This is a genomic window from Vibrio sinaloensis DSM 21326 (assembly GCF_000189275.1).
In the GTDB taxonomy this organism is placed as follows: Bacteria; Pseudomonadota; Gammaproteobacteria; order Enterobacterales; family Vibrionaceae; genus Vibrio; species Vibrio sinaloensis.
In genome coordinates this window covers 102,647-119,365 of sequence record NZ_AEVT01000056.1, presented here as the reverse complement: position 1 = coordinate 119,365, position 16,719 = coordinate 102,647, and the positions used below count along the sequence as shown (strand labels likewise).

The 16,719-nt window shown below is 44.8% G+C and carries 14 protein-coding genes; 7 read left to right on the top strand and 7 right to left on the bottom strand.

Translation table 11 applies throughout. The features are described 5' to 3' along the window. The first annotated feature begins 210 nt into the window (after positions 1 to 210). Positions 211 to 1,839: an ATP-dependent endonuclease gene (locus tag RH45_RS08305; protein ID WP_008076010.1), complete on the top strand. Its 1,629-nt coding sequence runs from the start codon at positions 211 to 213 to the stop codon at positions 1,837 to 1,839. A 100-nt stretch (positions 1,840 to 1,939) separates the two neighbouring features. Here the strand turns inward: RH45_RS08305 and RH45_RS08300 are convergent, their stop codons facing one another. Continuing rightward, the gene (locus RH45_RS08300) at positions 1,940 to 2,425 is read right to left on the bottom strand and encodes a DUF1097 domain-containing protein (protein WP_008076007.1); all 486 of its coding nucleotides are present in this window, start codon (positions 2,423 to 2,425) and stop codon (positions 1,940 to 1,942) included. Between the two features lie 175 nt (positions 2,426 to 2,600). Then, positions 2,601 to 3,506 carry a LysR substrate-binding domain-containing protein gene (locus RH45_RS08295; protein ID WP_008076005.1) on the bottom strand — a complete coding sequence of 302 codons (906 nt, stop codon included), beginning with the start codon at positions 3,504 to 3,506 and terminating at the stop codon, positions 2,601 to 2,603. A 238-nt stretch (positions 3,507 to 3,744) separates the two neighbouring features. On the opposite strand from RH45_RS08295, the gene focA reads away from it, so the two are divergent. After that, on the top strand, positions 3,745 to 5,190 hold the full coding sequence (focA, locus tag RH45_RS08290; protein ID WP_008076003.1) for a formate transporter FocA: 1,446 nt from the start codon (positions 3,745 to 3,747) through the stop codon (positions 5,188 to 5,190). A gap of 104 nt (positions 5,191 to 5,294) precedes the next feature. Here the strand turns inward: focA and RH45_RS08285 are convergent, their stop codons facing one another. The 3 genes from RH45_RS08285 to RH45_RS08275 form a co-directional block, all read right to left on the bottom strand. Beyond that, positions 5,295 to 5,864 (bottom strand): YceI family protein, encoded by a 570-nt coding sequence (locus RH45_RS08285; RefSeq protein WP_008076000.1) that lies wholly within the window; start codon positions 5,862 to 5,864, stop codon positions 5,295 to 5,297. Then, positions 5,861 to 6,400 carry a cytochrome b gene (locus tag RH45_RS08280; RefSeq protein ID WP_008075999.1) on the bottom strand — a complete coding sequence of 180 codons (540 nt, stop codon included), beginning with the start codon at positions 6,398 to 6,400 and terminating at the stop codon, positions 5,861 to 5,863. Before RH45_RS08280 ends, RH45_RS08285 begins: the two co-directional genes overlap by 4 nt. A gap of 149 nt (positions 6,401 to 6,549) precedes the next feature. Beyond that, positions 6,550 to 6,798 carry a DUF2164 domain-containing protein gene (locus RH45_RS08275; protein WP_008075998.1) on the bottom strand — a complete coding sequence of 83 codons (249 nt, stop codon included), beginning with the start codon at positions 6,796 to 6,798 and terminating at the stop codon, positions 6,550 to 6,552. Between the two features lie 102 nt (positions 6,799 to 6,900). On the opposite strand from RH45_RS08275, the gene RH45_RS08270 reads away from it, so the two are divergent. From RH45_RS08270 to dcuC, 4 genes are all read left to right on the top strand, one after another. After that, the gene (locus RH45_RS08270; protein WP_008075997.1) at positions 6,901 to 7,536 is read left to right on the top strand and encodes a hypothetical protein; all 636 of its coding nucleotides are present in this window, start codon (positions 6,901 to 6,903) and stop codon (positions 7,534 to 7,536) included. A 68-nt stretch (positions 7,537 to 7,604) separates the two neighbouring features. Next, on the top strand, positions 7,605 to 8,393 hold the full coding sequence (locus tag RH45_RS08265; RefSeq protein WP_008075996.1) for a lipase family protein: 789 nt from the start codon (positions 7,605 to 7,607) through the stop codon (positions 8,391 to 8,393). Between the two features lie 172 nt (positions 8,394 to 8,565). Beyond that, positions 8,566 to 9,360: an EAL domain-containing protein gene (locus tag RH45_RS08260; protein WP_008075995.1), complete on the top strand. Its 795-nt coding sequence runs from the start codon at positions 8,566 to 8,568 to the stop codon at positions 9,358 to 9,360. Positions 9,361 to 9,603: 243 nt separating this feature from the next. Then, positions 9,604 to 10,971, top strand: coding sequence for an anaerobic C4-dicarboxylate transporter DcuC (dcuC, locus tag RH45_RS08255; protein ID WP_008075994.1), 1,368 nt, complete (start codon positions 9,604 to 9,606; stop codon positions 10,969 to 10,971). Positions 10,972 to 11,026: 55 nt separating this feature from the next. On the opposite strand, the gene RH45_RS08250 is transcribed toward dcuC, so the two are convergent. Next, positions 11,027 to 11,626, bottom strand: coding sequence for a beta-phosphoglucomutase family hydrolase (locus tag RH45_RS08250; protein ID WP_008075992.1), 600 nt, complete (start codon positions 11,624 to 11,626; stop codon positions 11,027 to 11,029). A 141-nt stretch (positions 11,627 to 11,767) separates the two neighbouring features. On the opposite strand from RH45_RS08250, the gene RH45_RS08245 reads away from it, so the two are divergent. Further along, the gene (locus RH45_RS08245) at positions 11,768 to 13,528 is read left to right on the top strand and encodes a methyl-accepting chemotaxis protein (protein WP_008075990.1); all 1,761 of its coding nucleotides are present in this window, start codon (positions 11,768 to 11,770) and stop codon (positions 13,526 to 13,528) included. 34 nt (positions 13,529 to 13,562) lie between these two features. Here the strand turns inward: RH45_RS08245 and RH45_RS08240 are convergent, their stop codons facing one another. Then, positions 13,563 to 16,715, bottom strand: coding sequence for an efflux RND transporter permease subunit (locus RH45_RS08240; protein ID WP_008075989.1), 3,153 nt, complete (start codon positions 16,713 to 16,715; stop codon positions 13,563 to 13,565). Positions 16,716 to 16,719 lie beyond the last annotated feature (4 nt).

Genomic DNA, 16,719 nt, shown 5'->3' with positions numbered 1-16,719 from the left:
TACATCGTAACGCAACCAAGATGACAAATTCATTAACTTTCACACTTTTCTTGCAACCCACTTATTTTATACATCGATTTGTATGATTTGGATCTGAAGCAAAACGAGAGTGCTGTTTCATATCTAAATCGAGTTTGTGAGCTAACCTTCTGCTTATTCGATAGTTTTCTATTATGCTTAGAGTACAAGTAGCTCATACGGAGTAACTACATGCTGCTAGAACGGATCGAGATTTCGGGTTTTAGAGGTATCAAACGTTTGTCTATTGCGTTTGATGAGCTTACGACCTTGATCGGTGAGAACACTTGGGGCAAGTCATCTCTTCTCGATGCCCTCTCCGTCGCGTTGCCTGCCGAAGGCGTTCCTTACCAATTTGAGATGACAGATTTCCACGTCGATTATTCAATTGCTCACCCGCAGACACAGCACTTACAAATCGTCCTCAGTTTAGTTTCCAACGATAAGAACGAAATGCAATCTGGTCGGTACCGGAAAATTAAACCGATCTGGATAAAAGATCAGCAAGGGGTTAATAAGATAATCTACCGCCTGAGTGCGAGTCGCGACGGCTATGACATCACCACTCGCTACGCGTTTCTTGATGATCAAGGTAATCCGATGCCGCTTCATCATTCGGAAAAGCTAGCACAAGAGCTCATGTCGTTGCACCCTGTCATTCGCTTAAAAGACTCACGGCGATTTGAACGCCCAATTACATTAAATAACGACTCCAATTCTCGGATTGAAAAGCGGATTAACAACACCTGCAGACGCTTGATGGCCGTCCCTGGCCATGTTAATAAAGGTGAGATGAAAAGCAGTTTGAACTCGATGGGCGTATTGGTGGATCACTACTTTTCGTTTAAATCTAATTCACGCAAGAATTTGCGCAAACAACGTGACGGTATTTTCTTTAACTCCTCACCGAGTAACAAAAGACTCTCTCAAGTTGTGGAGGAGAACGACAAACAAACACGACTTTTGTTTATGGGCTTGTTAAATGCCTATTTGCAAGCGAAAGGACCGAACCAGCTTAGACGCTGTGCTCGGCCCTTACTGATTATTGAAGATCCAGAAGGACGTCTTCACCCCACTCACCTTGCGCGAGCCTGGAGTCTGCTTCAACTGCTGCCGATGCAAAAAATACTCACCACAAACAGTGGTGACTTGCTTGGACAGGTTCCGCTCAATTCAATCCGCCGGTTAGTACGCCAATCTGACCGTACCATTACCACGTATTTGCCTAATCAAGGATTAAGCCGCGACGAACTACGCCGAATAGGTTTTCACATTCGTTTCCACCGCTCGGGGGCGTTGTTTGCTCGCTGCTGGTTGTTGGTTGAAGGTGAAACCGAAGTTTGGTTGTTTAACGAGTTGGCCAACCAGTGTGGTTACAACTTAGCAGCGGAAGGTGTACAGATCATAGAGTTTGCCCAGTCAGGGCTCAAATCATTGCTAAAAGTCGCAAAAGCCTTTGGTATTGACTGGCATGTCGTCACCGATGGAGACGCTGCGGGCAAAAAGTATTCTGCGGCGGTTAGAGCTCAGCTTGGACACGATCAAGAACGTCATCGCCTAACGGAATTGCCGGATAGGGACATCGAGCACTACCTCTATAACAACGGATTTGAACCTTTCTTCAAGGAGATGGTTAGAATTCCGCTAGAGCACCCGATTCCTGCCAAAAAAGTGGTCGCTAAGGTGCTGAAGAAGTTCGCTAAACCCGACTTAGCGCTCGCGATAGTCTCGTATTGCGAAGAGAGAGATAATGAATGTATTCCATTGCTACTGCGCTGGACACTGAAACGCGTTGTTACTATGGCTAATGGCAACACATAAAAAAGAGGCATTGATGATAAACATCAATGCCTCGTATCTATTTGGATACAAATCAATCGGGGGTTGACCAAATCCCTCAGGAAAGGATTTGGACACACAATTAAGTTCTTGGCTGAAGCTCTGAACTTGATCGCGTTTGGTTGAGCTTTTGGTGCAGCCAAAGGCCACTTGCTTTCATCAGGTAACCGAAGATGCCTCCCAGAATGAGCGAAGGGATAACAAGTTTCCAATCACCATTAGCAGCAAATGTCGCACAACAACCAATAAATGTGCCTGGGATGTAACCTAGCAAACGCTGTTTAGCTTGGATACACATCAGGAACGCAACAACAGCTGTGATCACATAGCCCAAGATTTCAATCGAAGCGAATTGCGAAGCATGGATGATCACCATTGCCCAAAAAACGCCTGTCATGTTTGTCACCAAGCTTTCACCGAGCCCTTTAAGCCCGCTGTTTGGTGACGCAAAGTAACTGGTACACCCTAAGAACCCAGCCCATGAGAGAAGGCCAAGTGAGATGGCAATCCATCCCCATAAACCAGAAAGAATACCTGTTGTTATTGCAATCGCGACTAGTGTGCTCATACCGCCTCATTACGTGTGCTTTGACACATCAAAAGAACAAGATGGCATATTAAGTAGATTTGATAGGAATCTACATGCTAGAGATCACATATTTAAGGTAACAAAATGAATTAATGATCATATATCCGTGATGCAATCGATATTTCAACAGATTTGGTAAATACTAATTTTAGCGTTAGAGGACTGACGGCTTGCCTTTCATCATCCTAAGCCCTTCACGTTTAATACACTCGACCAGCGGGTTATCGACCATGTCCGCTCGCCAAATAAAGGAAAGTGTTCTTTCCATATTAAGGTCTGGCACGTTTAAAGCCACCAATTGACCGCTGTCGATAAATCGCTCGACATCCAGATAAGGCAGACACGTCAAGTACTGCCCGTGTTCAACCATACTCCGCAGTACTGGTACGTGCTCGTATTCTCGCCAAACATCGAGATCCTCGATTAAATGGTGAATGGAGCTATCAAAAATTTTGCGAGTACCGCTCCCGTGCTCTCGAAGTACCCAACGAGCTTGTTCCAATTGTGCCAAGCTGACCTTATCTTGCAGCGCAAAGGGGTGGTGAGCCGCTGCAACGACGGTTAAGTGGTCACGACACCACACTTCTTGGTGCAGTCGGTTGTCATCACAACGCCCTTCAATGATTCCTAGATCGTATTTGTAATCGAGAACACCCTGAATCACGCTGTCTGTACTTTTAACTTTAAGTGAGATGCGCATCTCTGGGAACGAATTATCAATAATACTGATAAGGTCTGGTACCAGATGTTCTGCCGGGGTCTGACTGGCCCCCAGTTTAATGTGGCCACTGAGCAAATGTTGCTCGTAGAACCCCATTTCTATCTGCTGAGCATCTTGTAATAAGCGCTTTGCTTTAGGTCTTAGCCACATTCCCCAGTGGGTTAATGCCATCTGCTTACCTTGCCTTTCGAACAAAGGTCTACCTAGCATTTTCTCAAGCTGCGACAGAGACATACTTGTTGCTGATTGAGTTAACGAAAGCTTATCCGCTGCTAAACTCACACTACCGGTGTCTGCAACCGCGTCAAATACAGCAAGTTGTTTTAGTGAGTAACGCATTCCACCTCTTTCCTTGTTTTTATTCTCATTTACCTAGCCAAATGTATCGCATTTTTTATTACTAAATACGCAAGCCGTTTCATTCTACGCCCTCTTCTATCCATATCAATATTTTTGATAAAGATTTTAAAAATTATCAATTTTACCTCTACACCTCATCCCCCTAATCTGAATTGGCAGCGACGATTTCACCGCTGCCAACACAGGAGGTAATTATGAATTTCACCGGGGAGTGGCTATGACACAAGCACAAACCAATACCCAATACTTTTCACCATCAGAAATGATGGCTGAAGCGGAAAAGTTCGCACTCAGTAAAGCGAAGAAAAGTAGCGGAATGACTCTTAGCCTTGCCATTATGGCAGGTGCCTTTATCGGCTTAGCTTTTCTTTTCTACATTACGGTGACAACAGGCAGTAGTGACGCTGGATGGGGACTCAGCCGTCTAGCGGGGGGATTAGCATTCAGCATGGGGCTGATCCTGATTGTAATTTGTGGTGGCGAGCTATTTACCAGCTCTGTTTTGTCGAGTATTTCATGGGCAAATAAGCAGATAAGTTTTGGAAAAATGTTGTCGATTTGGGGCAAGGTTTACCTGGGAAACTTCATTGGTGCCATGATTTTGCTCACCATCGTCTCTGCAGCCGGCTTGTATCAGATGGACCATGGTCAATGGGGACTTAATGCATTAAACATTGCCCAGCATAAACTCCATCACACACCTGTTCAGGCGTTTGCTCTAGGGGTTTTATGTAACCTATTGGTTTGTTTGGCTATCTGGCTAACGTTTAGCAGCGCCAACGCGTTAACTAAAGCCGCAATGACCATCATGCCTGTTGCCATGTTCGTATCAAGTGGCTTTGAGCACTGTGTCGCGAACATGTTTATGGTGCCCCTTGGCATTGTGATCCACAGCTTCGCTCCGGAATCATTCTGGTCACAAGTTGGAATGGCATCAACACAATACGCCGATTTGAACATCTATCAGTTTGTTACTGCAAACCTTATACCAGTCACTTTAGGCAATATCGTTGGTGGCGCCGTCTTGGTCGGACTCGCAAACTGGTCTATCTATCGTCGACCACAATTAAAAGCTACGGAAATCGCTTCAATCACTACCACTACAAATATCGCGTCAGTTAAGGAAACCACTATGAACTCTACACTTATTGCTAAAGACATCATGAACCACTCACCTATTACGCTAAGCGCTGAAATGACAACACCAGCCGCGATCGACACGCTACTTGATAACCACTTAATCAGTGCACCTGTCGTCGATGTTGAAGGTCGTTTGGTCGGTTTCTTCTCTGCGCATGACGTGATGGTTGATCTTTGGTGTCAAGACTACATCCCAACACAAGATCAAAAGGTTGTTGATTTGATGTCGCGCGATGTCGTGGCGATTGATGCAAAAGACAAGTTGGTCGATATCGCTGAGTTCTTGTGCATCGATAAGGAGCAGTTGTATCCAACAACAAGCATGGGTATTGCTACCCAATTTACGACACTGTCATTAGAAGAGCGTGCAAAAAGCATGAAAGTAAGTAAGCCACATACCCTTCCTGTGATTGAAAATGGCACATTCGTTGGCGTGGTAAGCCGAGAAAACGTATTACATGCTCTACGCAAAGTATATGGTGACCGTGTCACGTTAGTAGAGCAAGAGCTAGAAACCGCATAATAAAAATAACGTCAGTGACGCTAGAAATTTGGTCAGGAAATAAGTCGCTTGATCAAAAAAGCCCTTAACGAAAGTTAAGGGCTTTCCTTTTTTTGGTCTAAGGCTTACTTTTTGATGCCTTCAACATGAAGTTCCATGTCAACGTAGCTAGATGCACCCATTACCGCGATGTTGAAATCAGCAAGCTCTAGACGTGTCGTTCCGTAAAAACCAGCACGCTCACCACCCCAAGGGTCTTGACCTGCACCAATGAACTCCGCGTCAATAGTGATTGGTTTGGTCACGCCGTGAAGGTTCAGTTCTCCATTAACAGCAAGCTTACCATCGCCTTTATCTTCAACGCTTGTACTGGTAAAGGTCGCGGTAGAGAACTTAGAAGCGTCAATAAAGTCTGCGCTACGGATATGCTTATCACGCTCTGCGTGGTTTGAGTCTAGGCTGCGAGTATCGACATTTACTGATACTTTTGAAGCTGCAACGTTCGCTGGGTCATAAGAAAATTGGCCATCAAAGTTATTGAAACGACCCTGAATAAAGCTGTAACCCAGGTGGCTCACTTTGAAGTTAACAGACGCGTGAGCGCCTTTAGTATCGATCACGTAATCCGCTGCGCTGGCGCCAAATGGTAATGCCATCACCAAAGCCATTCCTGTAGCAATTAACGTTTTTTTCATTTTGAAGCTCCTATCATTTTGCGTAGCGTGTTGTCTTTATTAATAAAGTGATGTTTCAGTGCGGCAAGCGCGTGCGCACCAGCCATCAGAATGAGTGCCCAAGCAGCGTAGAAATGAATCAACCCTGCGGTATCTGCTTGATTTTCAAACAGAGCCCCTGCACCTGGGACGGTAAACCAATTGAAGACATCGATGCCACGACCATCTTCAGTTGAAATCAAGTAACCAGAAATAAACAGAACGGCTAATGCGATATACATAGCAAGGTGAACGAGTTTAGCGCCTGCTTTTTCAATCGCTGAACCTTCGACTTTCGGTGATGCTGTCACATATTTCCAAATAAAGCGAAATATCGTCAATCCTGCTAATAAAATACCAATCGATTTATGCCAATGTGGCGCTGTTCGATACCATTCGCTGTAATAAGACAAATCGACCATCCACAGGCCTACTGCAAACATGCCAATAACGACAACGGCTGATATCCAATGAACCGACCTTGCTATCGGGTTATAGTTTTTTACTTCCGATTTCATTGTATGCTTTCCAACTTAAATGAGTCTCTTTATCAGCAGAGTACTGCCTGCTTCTTTTCTATAACAGATTATTTACCATTCTTTACACTCGCGAAACGCCCTGACCTTGATGAAGTCATTCGAAAAATTTGAAGGAACTAAACTGACGTTTAAAACTCGCTGATTTGTTCGATTTCGTATAGTTCGTCGCCGATATCCATCATCTTTCGCTCCATAACGGCTTGTGCGTCTTTTAAACCCTGGTTATAAAAGGCAGGGCCGAGTTTTTGGATGATAAAGTCCAGCATAAAATCTGCGTCAAACTGACCAATTTCAACGTCTAACTCTTGCTCTAAATAGCTTTGGAGCGTGGTCGCCATGGCCTGTTTTTGTTGTGATGTAAATTCAATCTTAGACATAAACCCCTCTCTCTATGTGATTTTTTGGATATTAAGTGTAACTGAACTTAACTCGACCATGTTACTGTAAGCCCGCGTTATGCGATCGTGGAGAGGCAAAGTTTGTTATTGGATGTGTTAATTCAGAGTGTGAACGAGTTTCAAGTAGACTGTATGAAACTGTGTGAAAAGCACTACCCAACGATACACAATCGTGGCATGAGTGAGCACCATTTAGGGTTAGCATTTGCACGAAGACTGTCACGTACGTTGAACGAGTTTGGCCATAGCTATGACTATCAAGCGATAGATACCACTTCTTCCAATGATCAACCGCACCATTATCGAGTGAGTTCAGAAATTGGCACGGTTTGGATCCTCACATCCCATTTGGTCAGTGCTGGTACATCCTGTCGCAACAAACAATTCAAAACCATCGCGCAATGGCAGCAAGAGTACGGCTACGCCGTCCAACCCAATGATTTGCTGTTGCTACTCACTGATCACTGGATTACACGCAGTAAACAGAGCCGAGAATTGCTCCATTGGTGGACAGGACAACTCCCCGACGAAATTGATGAATATCGAACCCAAGGTATCAGTTTGTTTGAAAGCGAGTCTCAACTTTCCCGATCGCTCGAACAACACTTTAATCTTAGCCCCTATTATGTGAAGTTTACGCACCCTCTGAAACGCTCTACCGACAAGCAATTGGTTCGTAAATACATTCAGCTCTACTCAGTCGTACAACTGAGTTAATGCAATCGTAACCTCGGATTCATTTCTAGCTGCCATACTCTTGTTATGTCGTCGAATCCAACAAGTATGTGAAGAAACTTAAACGTTATCAATATGAGCGCTACGCAGTATTGTGCAATCTGGCTTATTCCAAAGTCCTGAGACAAACCCGTTATGGCTTTGCCCCAAATGGTCAACGTGTCGTGGCAAATCGATTTGGTCAACCCATGATTCGGGTGCTTTGGGCAAATGATAACGATGAAGTTATTGTCGTCATTAAAGGGTCACACAATTTTCCTGATTGGTTGCTTAACCTTTTCTTATGGAAAAAATCATCCGTTGATCTTGGCTTAAACTACTCAATTCACGCGGGGTATTACTCGCTCATTTTTCAAGAAAGTATGCCAAAACATCGAGATGATAAGCTTGGAGACTCGGTGTATGAAAAGTTAAAGGTGATCTTAGACCCATTAATCGCGCAAGGGAAAAGAGTAACGTTTACTGGACACTCTTCAGGCGGAGCGATTGGTTGTGTACTGGCAGATGCATTTGAGCGTCTCTATCCGAAAGCCATAAAACGTGTAGTTACCTTCGGGCAACCTGCGTTTGGCGGCTACCAGATGAAACGAGAGTACGGGTTAAACCATAAGACATACCGCGTATGCTGCGACCTCGACATCGTCACCTTCCTTCCACCATTGCCAGGCCTTTACTTACACGTGGGTAAGTTACTTTGGCTCTACAATGGAAAAATCTATGAAAACACCCCAACCTTGTTTAGATTAGGCCGTTCGATTGGCTCGTGGTTAATCCGACCCTTTTCATACCATTTGATGTCAAAGTACATACGAAACAAAGACTTTTTTGATGAGCGATGACTTTAGCTTGCTGTTACCGTTTTCAAGCCAAATGTTCATTCTATGGAAGCGACTCAAGAGTTATGGATATCAAACTCAATAAGTCGTTGACAGATTTATGCTCATGTCAATATTATGGCAAAAGTTTGCACCATCTCATACGGCAAAAGGATTTACCGGAGTCTGCAGTATCATGATCCTCACGAGCAAAAGTCAGTTCCAGCAATGTTTGGAGATCACGGATGATAAGCAGTACATCGCCCACTACAACGGCCTTGTCTTATCCAGCGTTTTTCAACCTATCTTCAACATCGCACGCCAAGTGGTCGGTGTCGAAGCTTTAGTTCGGATACGTGAAAAAAATGGTGAATCCATCCGTCCGGATTTATTCTTTGGTACCAACCTCTATTCTGATGTCGATAAACTCAACGTTGAACGCCTTAGTCGAATTATTCATTTGCGTAATTTTTCCCGTTCGGCGCTTCGCGACAAACAACTGTTCCTCAATGTTTTGCCCATTGCTGGCGAGCGGCTGTCTCTCGAAGATCTAAAGAACGGTTTGTTGGCTCAGCGGATTAAAGCACTTAACCTCGACAATAAACAAATCGTTATGGAGTTAATTGAGCTGGACTGTGAAAATCAAGAGTATCTGGAGCTTGCAATGCTTCGCCTTCGAGAGAATGGTTTTAGTGTCGCGATAGATGATTTTGGTGTCAGTGCCTCAACCAAAGAGCGTGTGTTGCAGATTCAACCGCAAATACTCAAGCTCGATCGTTCAATCCTTCTCAAGTACTTGGATGGAGAACAAGCCCCTTTGCTCAAATCGATCCAGCTTGCAAAATCAGTGGGTGCGCAAGTCGTCGTGGAAGGGATAGAAACAGAGCATCAGTATGATTTGATGTGTCAGCTTGAGATCGACATGTATCAAGGCTTTTTTCTCGCCCTGCCCGAACCTCTTTCATGCGCGTATGAGTTCCCCATCAGTTAGCCAATCACACCATCGACTTTCTTCATGACTCTGATTAAAACCAATAGATCGAGTCAATTTATTTAACAGCAGTAGCACGTCATTTAAACAATATATTTCACTACTATTAATGTGGTTGTTAATTTATTGCTCTAGATCATCAGATGTTTAAGTTGCACTTCTTCTAGCATTTGGATTTCTGTACATTCCTATTCATAGTTTGAAACAGATTTATACAATTCCAACAATATTAGGGTGATATCTATGCTGGAGCTATTGATCGGTTTGGCCGTTACGGTCGCCGTAGGTTATTTCATTGTTAAAGGTTACAAACCTGCTGGGGTACTTCTAACCGCAGGTATTATTTTACTGCTGTTAACCGGTGTGTTAGGTCACACCGTACTGCCTGCAAAAATTACATCGACAGGCAATATGGTCACCGATTCACTCGAATACGTGAAGTATATGCTGCAGTACCGAGGTGGCGGTCTAGGTATGCAAATTATGTTGTTGTGTGGTTTTGCTTCTTACATGACGCACATTGGCGCAAACAATGTGGTTGTTAAACAGTTTTCGAAACCTCTTTCCATCATCAAGTCTCCTTATGTTCTGCTCGTTGCGGCTTACATCGTCGCTTGTTTAATGTCACTGGCAGTAAGCTCGGCTACGGGTCTGGGCGTGCTTCTTATGGCAACGCTTTTCCCGATGATGACAGCAATGGGTATTTCACGTCCTGCTGCGGTTGCAGTGTGTGCCTCCCCTGCTGCGATCATTCTTTCTCCTACATCGGGTGATGTGGTCATTGCGGCGGAAAAATCAGGTCTAGATCTTGATGTGTTTGCAGTGCAGACGGTACTGCCAGTCTCTATTTGTGCGATTCTAGTCATGGCGGCAGCGGCATTTTTCTGGAACAAGTACCTAGATAAAAAAGACAACTCACCAATGGAACGTGTTGACGTATCTGAGATTGAAGTAAAATCGCCTTCTTACTACGCAATCCTTCCTTTCCTACCTATCATTGGTGTTTTCTTATTTAATGGCCGCACGATTCCTGGTTTGAAACTGGATATCTACACAATTGTTGTGCTATCAATTTTTGTCGGTGCATTAGTGGATTTCGTGACTAAGCGATTCAAAGGTAAAGAGACATTAGAAGACCTAGAGTCTTGCTATCAAGGTATGGCTGATGCATTTAAAGGCGTTGTTATGCTTTTGGTTGCGGCAGGTGTTTTCGCACAAGGTCTGATGTCAATCGGTGCGATTGATAACCTACTCCACCTGGCAGAAACAGCCGGTGCGGGTGGTATCGCACTCATGCTGATCTTAACGGGCTTAACCGTTGCAGCGGCTATCGCTACAGGCTCAGGTAATGCACCGTTTTATGCGTTTGTTGAGCTAGCACCATCCCTTGCTGCGAAAATGGGTCTAAACCCCGCTTTCCTCATCATTCCAATGCTGCAAGCGTCTAACTTAGGTCGTACAATCTCCCCAGTGTCTGGCGTGGTTGTCGCCACTTCTGGCATGGCTAAAATCAGCCCATTTGAAGTTGTTAAGCGTACTTCAGTACCAGTAATATGTGGTTTGATTACCGTGATTTTAGGTACCCTAGTTCTAGTGCCTATGTCTGCATAAGCTGTATGCTAAATCAGTAACATATAAAAAGCCGCTCAAATAGCGGCTTTTTTCTTCAGCGGCAAGGATAAAAGACCAGTTGGTCACCTTCTACCATAATGCAATCCATTCCTCCTGAATGCGCCGCACGCTTACCCAGTTCGGTATCTTCAAATACAATACATTTTTTTGGCGGTAAGCCGATTTGCTCTGCGGCCTTTAAGAAGGTGTCTGGATTCGGTTTGTGATTTTCCACATCTGTTGCAGTAACAATGGCATCAAGCTTATCGATAAGCCCTGCGTTTTTTAGTAGTCTTGTCGCGCTTTCACGTTGGCTGCCCGTTCCGACCGCGAGCTTTTTCTGACCATAAAAGTGATTTAAAACGTCATTTGTTGGCTTGATGGGGTCACCGTGCTGTTCCAAACTTGAGAATGCAGCCATTTTATATTTTGATACAGAAAAAGGATCGAGCGTCATTTTATGTTTGTTGTTGATTTCTGAAGCAATTTTATAACTTGGCATGCCCCCTAAACTGTGCAGCCACTGCTCAGAAAAAGGAAACTCAAAATGCTCTGCCGTTAACCGCCAGGCCTTTAAATGCGCGGGCATGGTGTCAATTAACGTACCATCCATATCAAAAATCAACCCATCATATTTGTCTAACAGCTCTAACATATTATTTATTCCCATATAAACTTATCGCCAATCAACTCAACGAATAAGGGATTTGCTTCAATTGATATATTTATGATTACGGACTACCATCATGCATAAATACCTATAATTAATTAAGACACCACGGACTAAGGTAATCTCATGAATATCAAGAATAAACTGTATTCATTGGGTGCGGTAGCCATTTTAGGGGTTGTATCTCTACTTTTATCGACCTCCCATTTCGCTCAAACCACCTACCAACTCAATCAAGCCAGCCTCTTAGTTGCTAAGCTCGAAATACGCCTTCTCAACTTACGACGCAACGAAAAAGATTTCTTGCTCCGTAAAGATATGAAGTACTTAGACCGCTTCAACGGCAACATGGATAAATTCCTTGCCACCGAAGCGCAATTAGCCAATATCTTAACTGAGTATGACTTACCTTCTAGTAGCCAATTACGCACTGATATTATCGATTATCAGAATGGATTTACGGCTTTGGTCAATGCGTTTAATCAGCACGGCTTAAAAGACGAAGACAAACTGCTTGGTCAATACAATAAAGCCCTCAACGACATTCGTGATTCACTTGATAGCGATCAACTGGTTAAACTGTTTGCATTTAACTCCAAGGTCCAACAAGGTCAGCTCGATACAGAGCTTGTTCCTAGCTCTGCAACTACATTAGTTTCTTCTGCCAAAGCCTTGATTGAGCAAAAAGTGCGTATTGGCTTGAAATACAACGTCGGACTTTTGGGTGACACTCGCGCGCTCTCACATACCGTCGAAGAGCAGTTTAAAAGCTTTGCCAGTGAACTCGAAAGCCAAGCTGATGCGACCAAAGCTCAGTTAGCGAATTTCAAAGTCGCAGTGAGTATTCTTGTCGTCGTGATTATTCTTGCGTTTATTTGGCAGATCTCTCGTTCAATAAATAATCAAGTTGCCAGCCTACTCTCTATTATTCAGGAAATTGCGCGTTCAAATAACGTTTCTCTGCGAGCGCAGCTCGACGGTAACAATGAGCTTGCTGCGATTGGTAACTACTTTAACCGTTTGCTAGACAAGCTTGAGCAGCTTATTTCTGGAACACAAAGTAAATCGGCAGATCTCTCGCAAAGTACCGCCAACATGCATGACGAGCTACAGAGTGTTATTGAGCAGTTCAATACTCAGGCAGATCACACTTCCACCATGGCAACGTCTGTTCAGGAGATGGTATCTACCATCAATGAAATTTCAGAGAGTACTGCAGTTGCCGTAGAAGGTGTTCAGCAGGCATCAGTGAATGCAGAAAACGGCCGAAAAGTGGTGAAAACAACCGTTGAAAACATCAGTCAATTATCAAATACGCTTGGCAGTAGCCAGCAGTCGATTGGTTCATTGAACAACCACGTCGACAAAATTGGCGATGCGGTAAACATCATCCAAGAAATTGCGGAGCAAACCAACCTACTCGCACTGAATGCCGCAATTGAAGCAGCCCGTGCGGGTGAGCAAGGCCGTGGATTTGCGGTCGTAGCTGATGAAGTACGTGCACTTGCGAGTAGAACGCATCAATCAACTGAAGAAATTACTAAAGTGGTTACGGATATTCAGTCGCAAATGTCGGCTGTAGTGACAGATATCGACCAATGTAACGAGCAAGGACAAGCGACGTTAGCGGCTTCGGATACGCTCGATGCTAGCTTGACTCAAATCATTGACGATATGACCAACATCCAAGCGAATTCGGAGCGCATTGCCTCTGCAATCGAAGAGCAAGGAATTGTAATGAATCAAGTGAGCGATTCAATTACGGAGCTCAATACGATTTCAGAAAACAATATGAACTCCGCTCAGCAATGTCTCAATGAGGTCGACAGGGTCTCTGCCCAAGCGACTGAGATGGATCATGAGGTCGCCGAGTTTAAAACCTCTTAAAACGAGAAAGCCCGCATCGAAGCGGGCTTTTTTATTACTCGTCGTCTAGAGGTACCAGCTTGGTATTGCCTCCGTGGACTTTTTCTCGTTGACGTTGAACCATGGCATAGAAGCCTGGAATTAAGAAAGTGCCCGCCAGTAGAACGCAGAGCAATCCACCAATGAGTGAAATACCCAATGAGTTCTGACTGACGTGCCCCGCTCCTGCGGCAAATATTAACGGGAAGATACCCAAGATAAACGACCATGAAGTCATGTTTACTGCGCGGAAACGTAACTTACCACCTTGCACCGCGGCTTGGTCAATCGCCACATCTTTATCCTCTCGCTCCACTTTGGCAAACTCAACAATCAGAATCGCATTCTTCGCAGCAAGCGCTATGAGCAACACCAAACCTATTTGAGCGTATAAGTTGAGTGGCGTACCCGTTAAGTTTAACGCTAAGAATGAGCCAAGTGTGGCTATCGGTACTACCAGAATGATCGCTAATGGGATAGACCAACTTTCATACTGCGCTACCATAAACAGGTAGATGAAAATCAACGCCAGAGCAAACGCAAATATCGCTTGGTTACCTGCCAGAACCTCCTGATAGGCCATCCCCGTCCATTCGTATTGATAACCATGAGGTAAGATGTCAGCCGCAACGCGCTCCATTGCTGCAATCGCATCACCACTTGAATACCCTGGCGCTGGTTGGCCCTGAATAATCGCACTGCGGTACATGTTGTAGCGCCATGCAACATCGGGTTCAAAAATCTGTTCGTAACTTACCAATGTACTCAATGGCACCATGTCACCTTTTGCACTGCGAACATGGAATCTTTCTAGATCTTCCATACCACTTCGGTGCTCACTGTCTGCTTGCATGGTGACGCGGAAGTTCTTACCAAACATGGTAAAGTCATTGACGTAAAGTGAACCCAAGTTACCCTGTAGCGTTTGGAAGATACTTGAGAGCGGCACGCCGAGTTGCTGCGCTTTTTCTCGGTCAATATCGACATAGTAATGAGGAACATTCGCTCGGAACGTACTGAAAGTGTACGCAATCTCAGGCTGCTTGTTGGCTTCTTCAATCACCTGTCCCATAACCATCGCTAAATCAGTGCGGCTACGTCCTAAGGTATCTTCGAGAACAAACTCAAACCCTGAAGCGGCGCCCATGCCCGGGACCGCAGGTGGTCCCATCGCAAAGACTACCGCTTGCGGTAATTCTGTAGCAGCGCGACCATTGATACGTTGAGCAATCGCATTCGATGAGTGATCGCCTTCCAAGGCATTACGCTCGTCCCAGTCGTGAAGTTTGATAAACAAAGAAGCCCCATTTGAAGCGGCAGCGCCGGTCATAAAGGCAAAGCCATTTGCGACCGTTACTCCATCAACACCAGGCTCTTGCTCAACCATGGTGATGAGCTGCTCAGTCACCTCTTCCGTTCTTGACAACGAAGCCGCATCAGGCAGTTGCACGTTAACCAGTAAGATACCTTTGTCTTCCTGAGGGACGAACGCAGTAGATGTCGTCTTCGCAAAGAAAGTGACTGCAGCAACTGCAACGAAAAAGAACGTAACTAACAACACCGATTTCTTAACTAAGAACCCTGCGACTTGTCCATATTTCGTTGTCACTTTATCAAGTCCACTATTAAACACAGCGAACCATCGAGAAGTGTTGCCACCGCCTTGCTTCAATACCAAAGAACAAAGTGCTGGAGACAAAGTCAGTGCGTTAATGGACGAGATAACCACTGAAATACAGATAGTTAAGGCGAACTGGCGATACATGATTCCGGTAATACCTGGCAACATTGCCACAGGTAGGAACACAGCGAGTAGCACAAGTGTAGAGGTAATAATTGGGCCCGTTACCTCTTTCATCGCGAGCAAGGTTGCTTTGCGTGGACTCATACTCGGGTCTTTAGCCATTGTGGTATCAACGTTTTCGATAACCAAAATGGCATCATCTACAACGATACCGATCGCAAGTATCAGGCCAAACAAGGTAACCGTGTTAATGGTAAAGCCTGTGGCCTGCATAATGGCAAAGGTACCGATCAGAGAAACCGGAATCGCGACGACTGGAATTAAGGTAGCTCTTGCGCTGCCCAAGAACAGATAAGTAACGGCGATAACTAGAAGTATCGCTTCAATCAGAGTTTTGACTACACCCTTGATAGACTCAGCTACGAATAAGGTTGTGTCGTAACTTGCCTCATACGCCATGCCTTCTGGGAAGTTCACGCTCAAGTTATCAAGCAGTTCCATCACCGCCTGACCACTTTCTAATGCGTTTGCATCCGATTGTAGTGACAATGTCACGATTGAAGCATCTTGACCTCTAAATTTACCACTGCCATCGTAGAATTTTTTACCCAGTTCAACACGAGCAACATCTTTCAAGTAGACAGTTGAACCATCGCTGTTGGCTCTTAGAACAACATTTTCAAATTCACCGACGCTTTCAAGGCGACCTTTGGTCACAAGGTTAAACTGAACTTCTTGAGCATCGTTGTATGGCGCTGCCCCAACGCGACCCGCTGCCACTTGCACGTTCTGCTCAGCTAAAGCAGCATAAACGTCGGATGTGGTGAGCTTCAAATTCGCCATCTTTTCTGGATCGAGCCAAACACGCATGGCGTATTCACCACCCCCAATTACGTTAACTTCACTGATCCCCTTTACTCGAGCAAGCTGGTCTTTAACGTTTAAGTTGATGTAGTTGATCAAGAATTGGTCGTCATACTTCCCTTCTGGAGAGTAGAAGTTCAATACCATTAGTAAGTCCGGTGACCTTTTCTTCACCGTTACACCCACCATACGTACTTCTTGAGGCAACTTAGATTCGATCTGGGAAACTCGGTTTTGCACATTGACCTGAGCCATATCGGGATCGGTACCCACATCAAATGTCACATTCAAGTTGTAAGAACCGTCATTAGCGCTCTTGGAAGACATGTAGATCATGTTCTCCACGCCATTGACCGATGTTTCGATCGGGTCTGCAATTGCTTGTTCCACGACTTCCGCACTGGCACCCGTGTAGTACGCGGTGACGCTTACCGATGGAGGACTAATTTTTGGATACTCAGCCACGGGCAAGATTGCGAGAGAAATAGCGCCCGCAAGCGTAAGGATGATCGAAATAACCAGCGCAAACTTTGGACGCTGTATAAAGAAACGACTTAGCATTTAG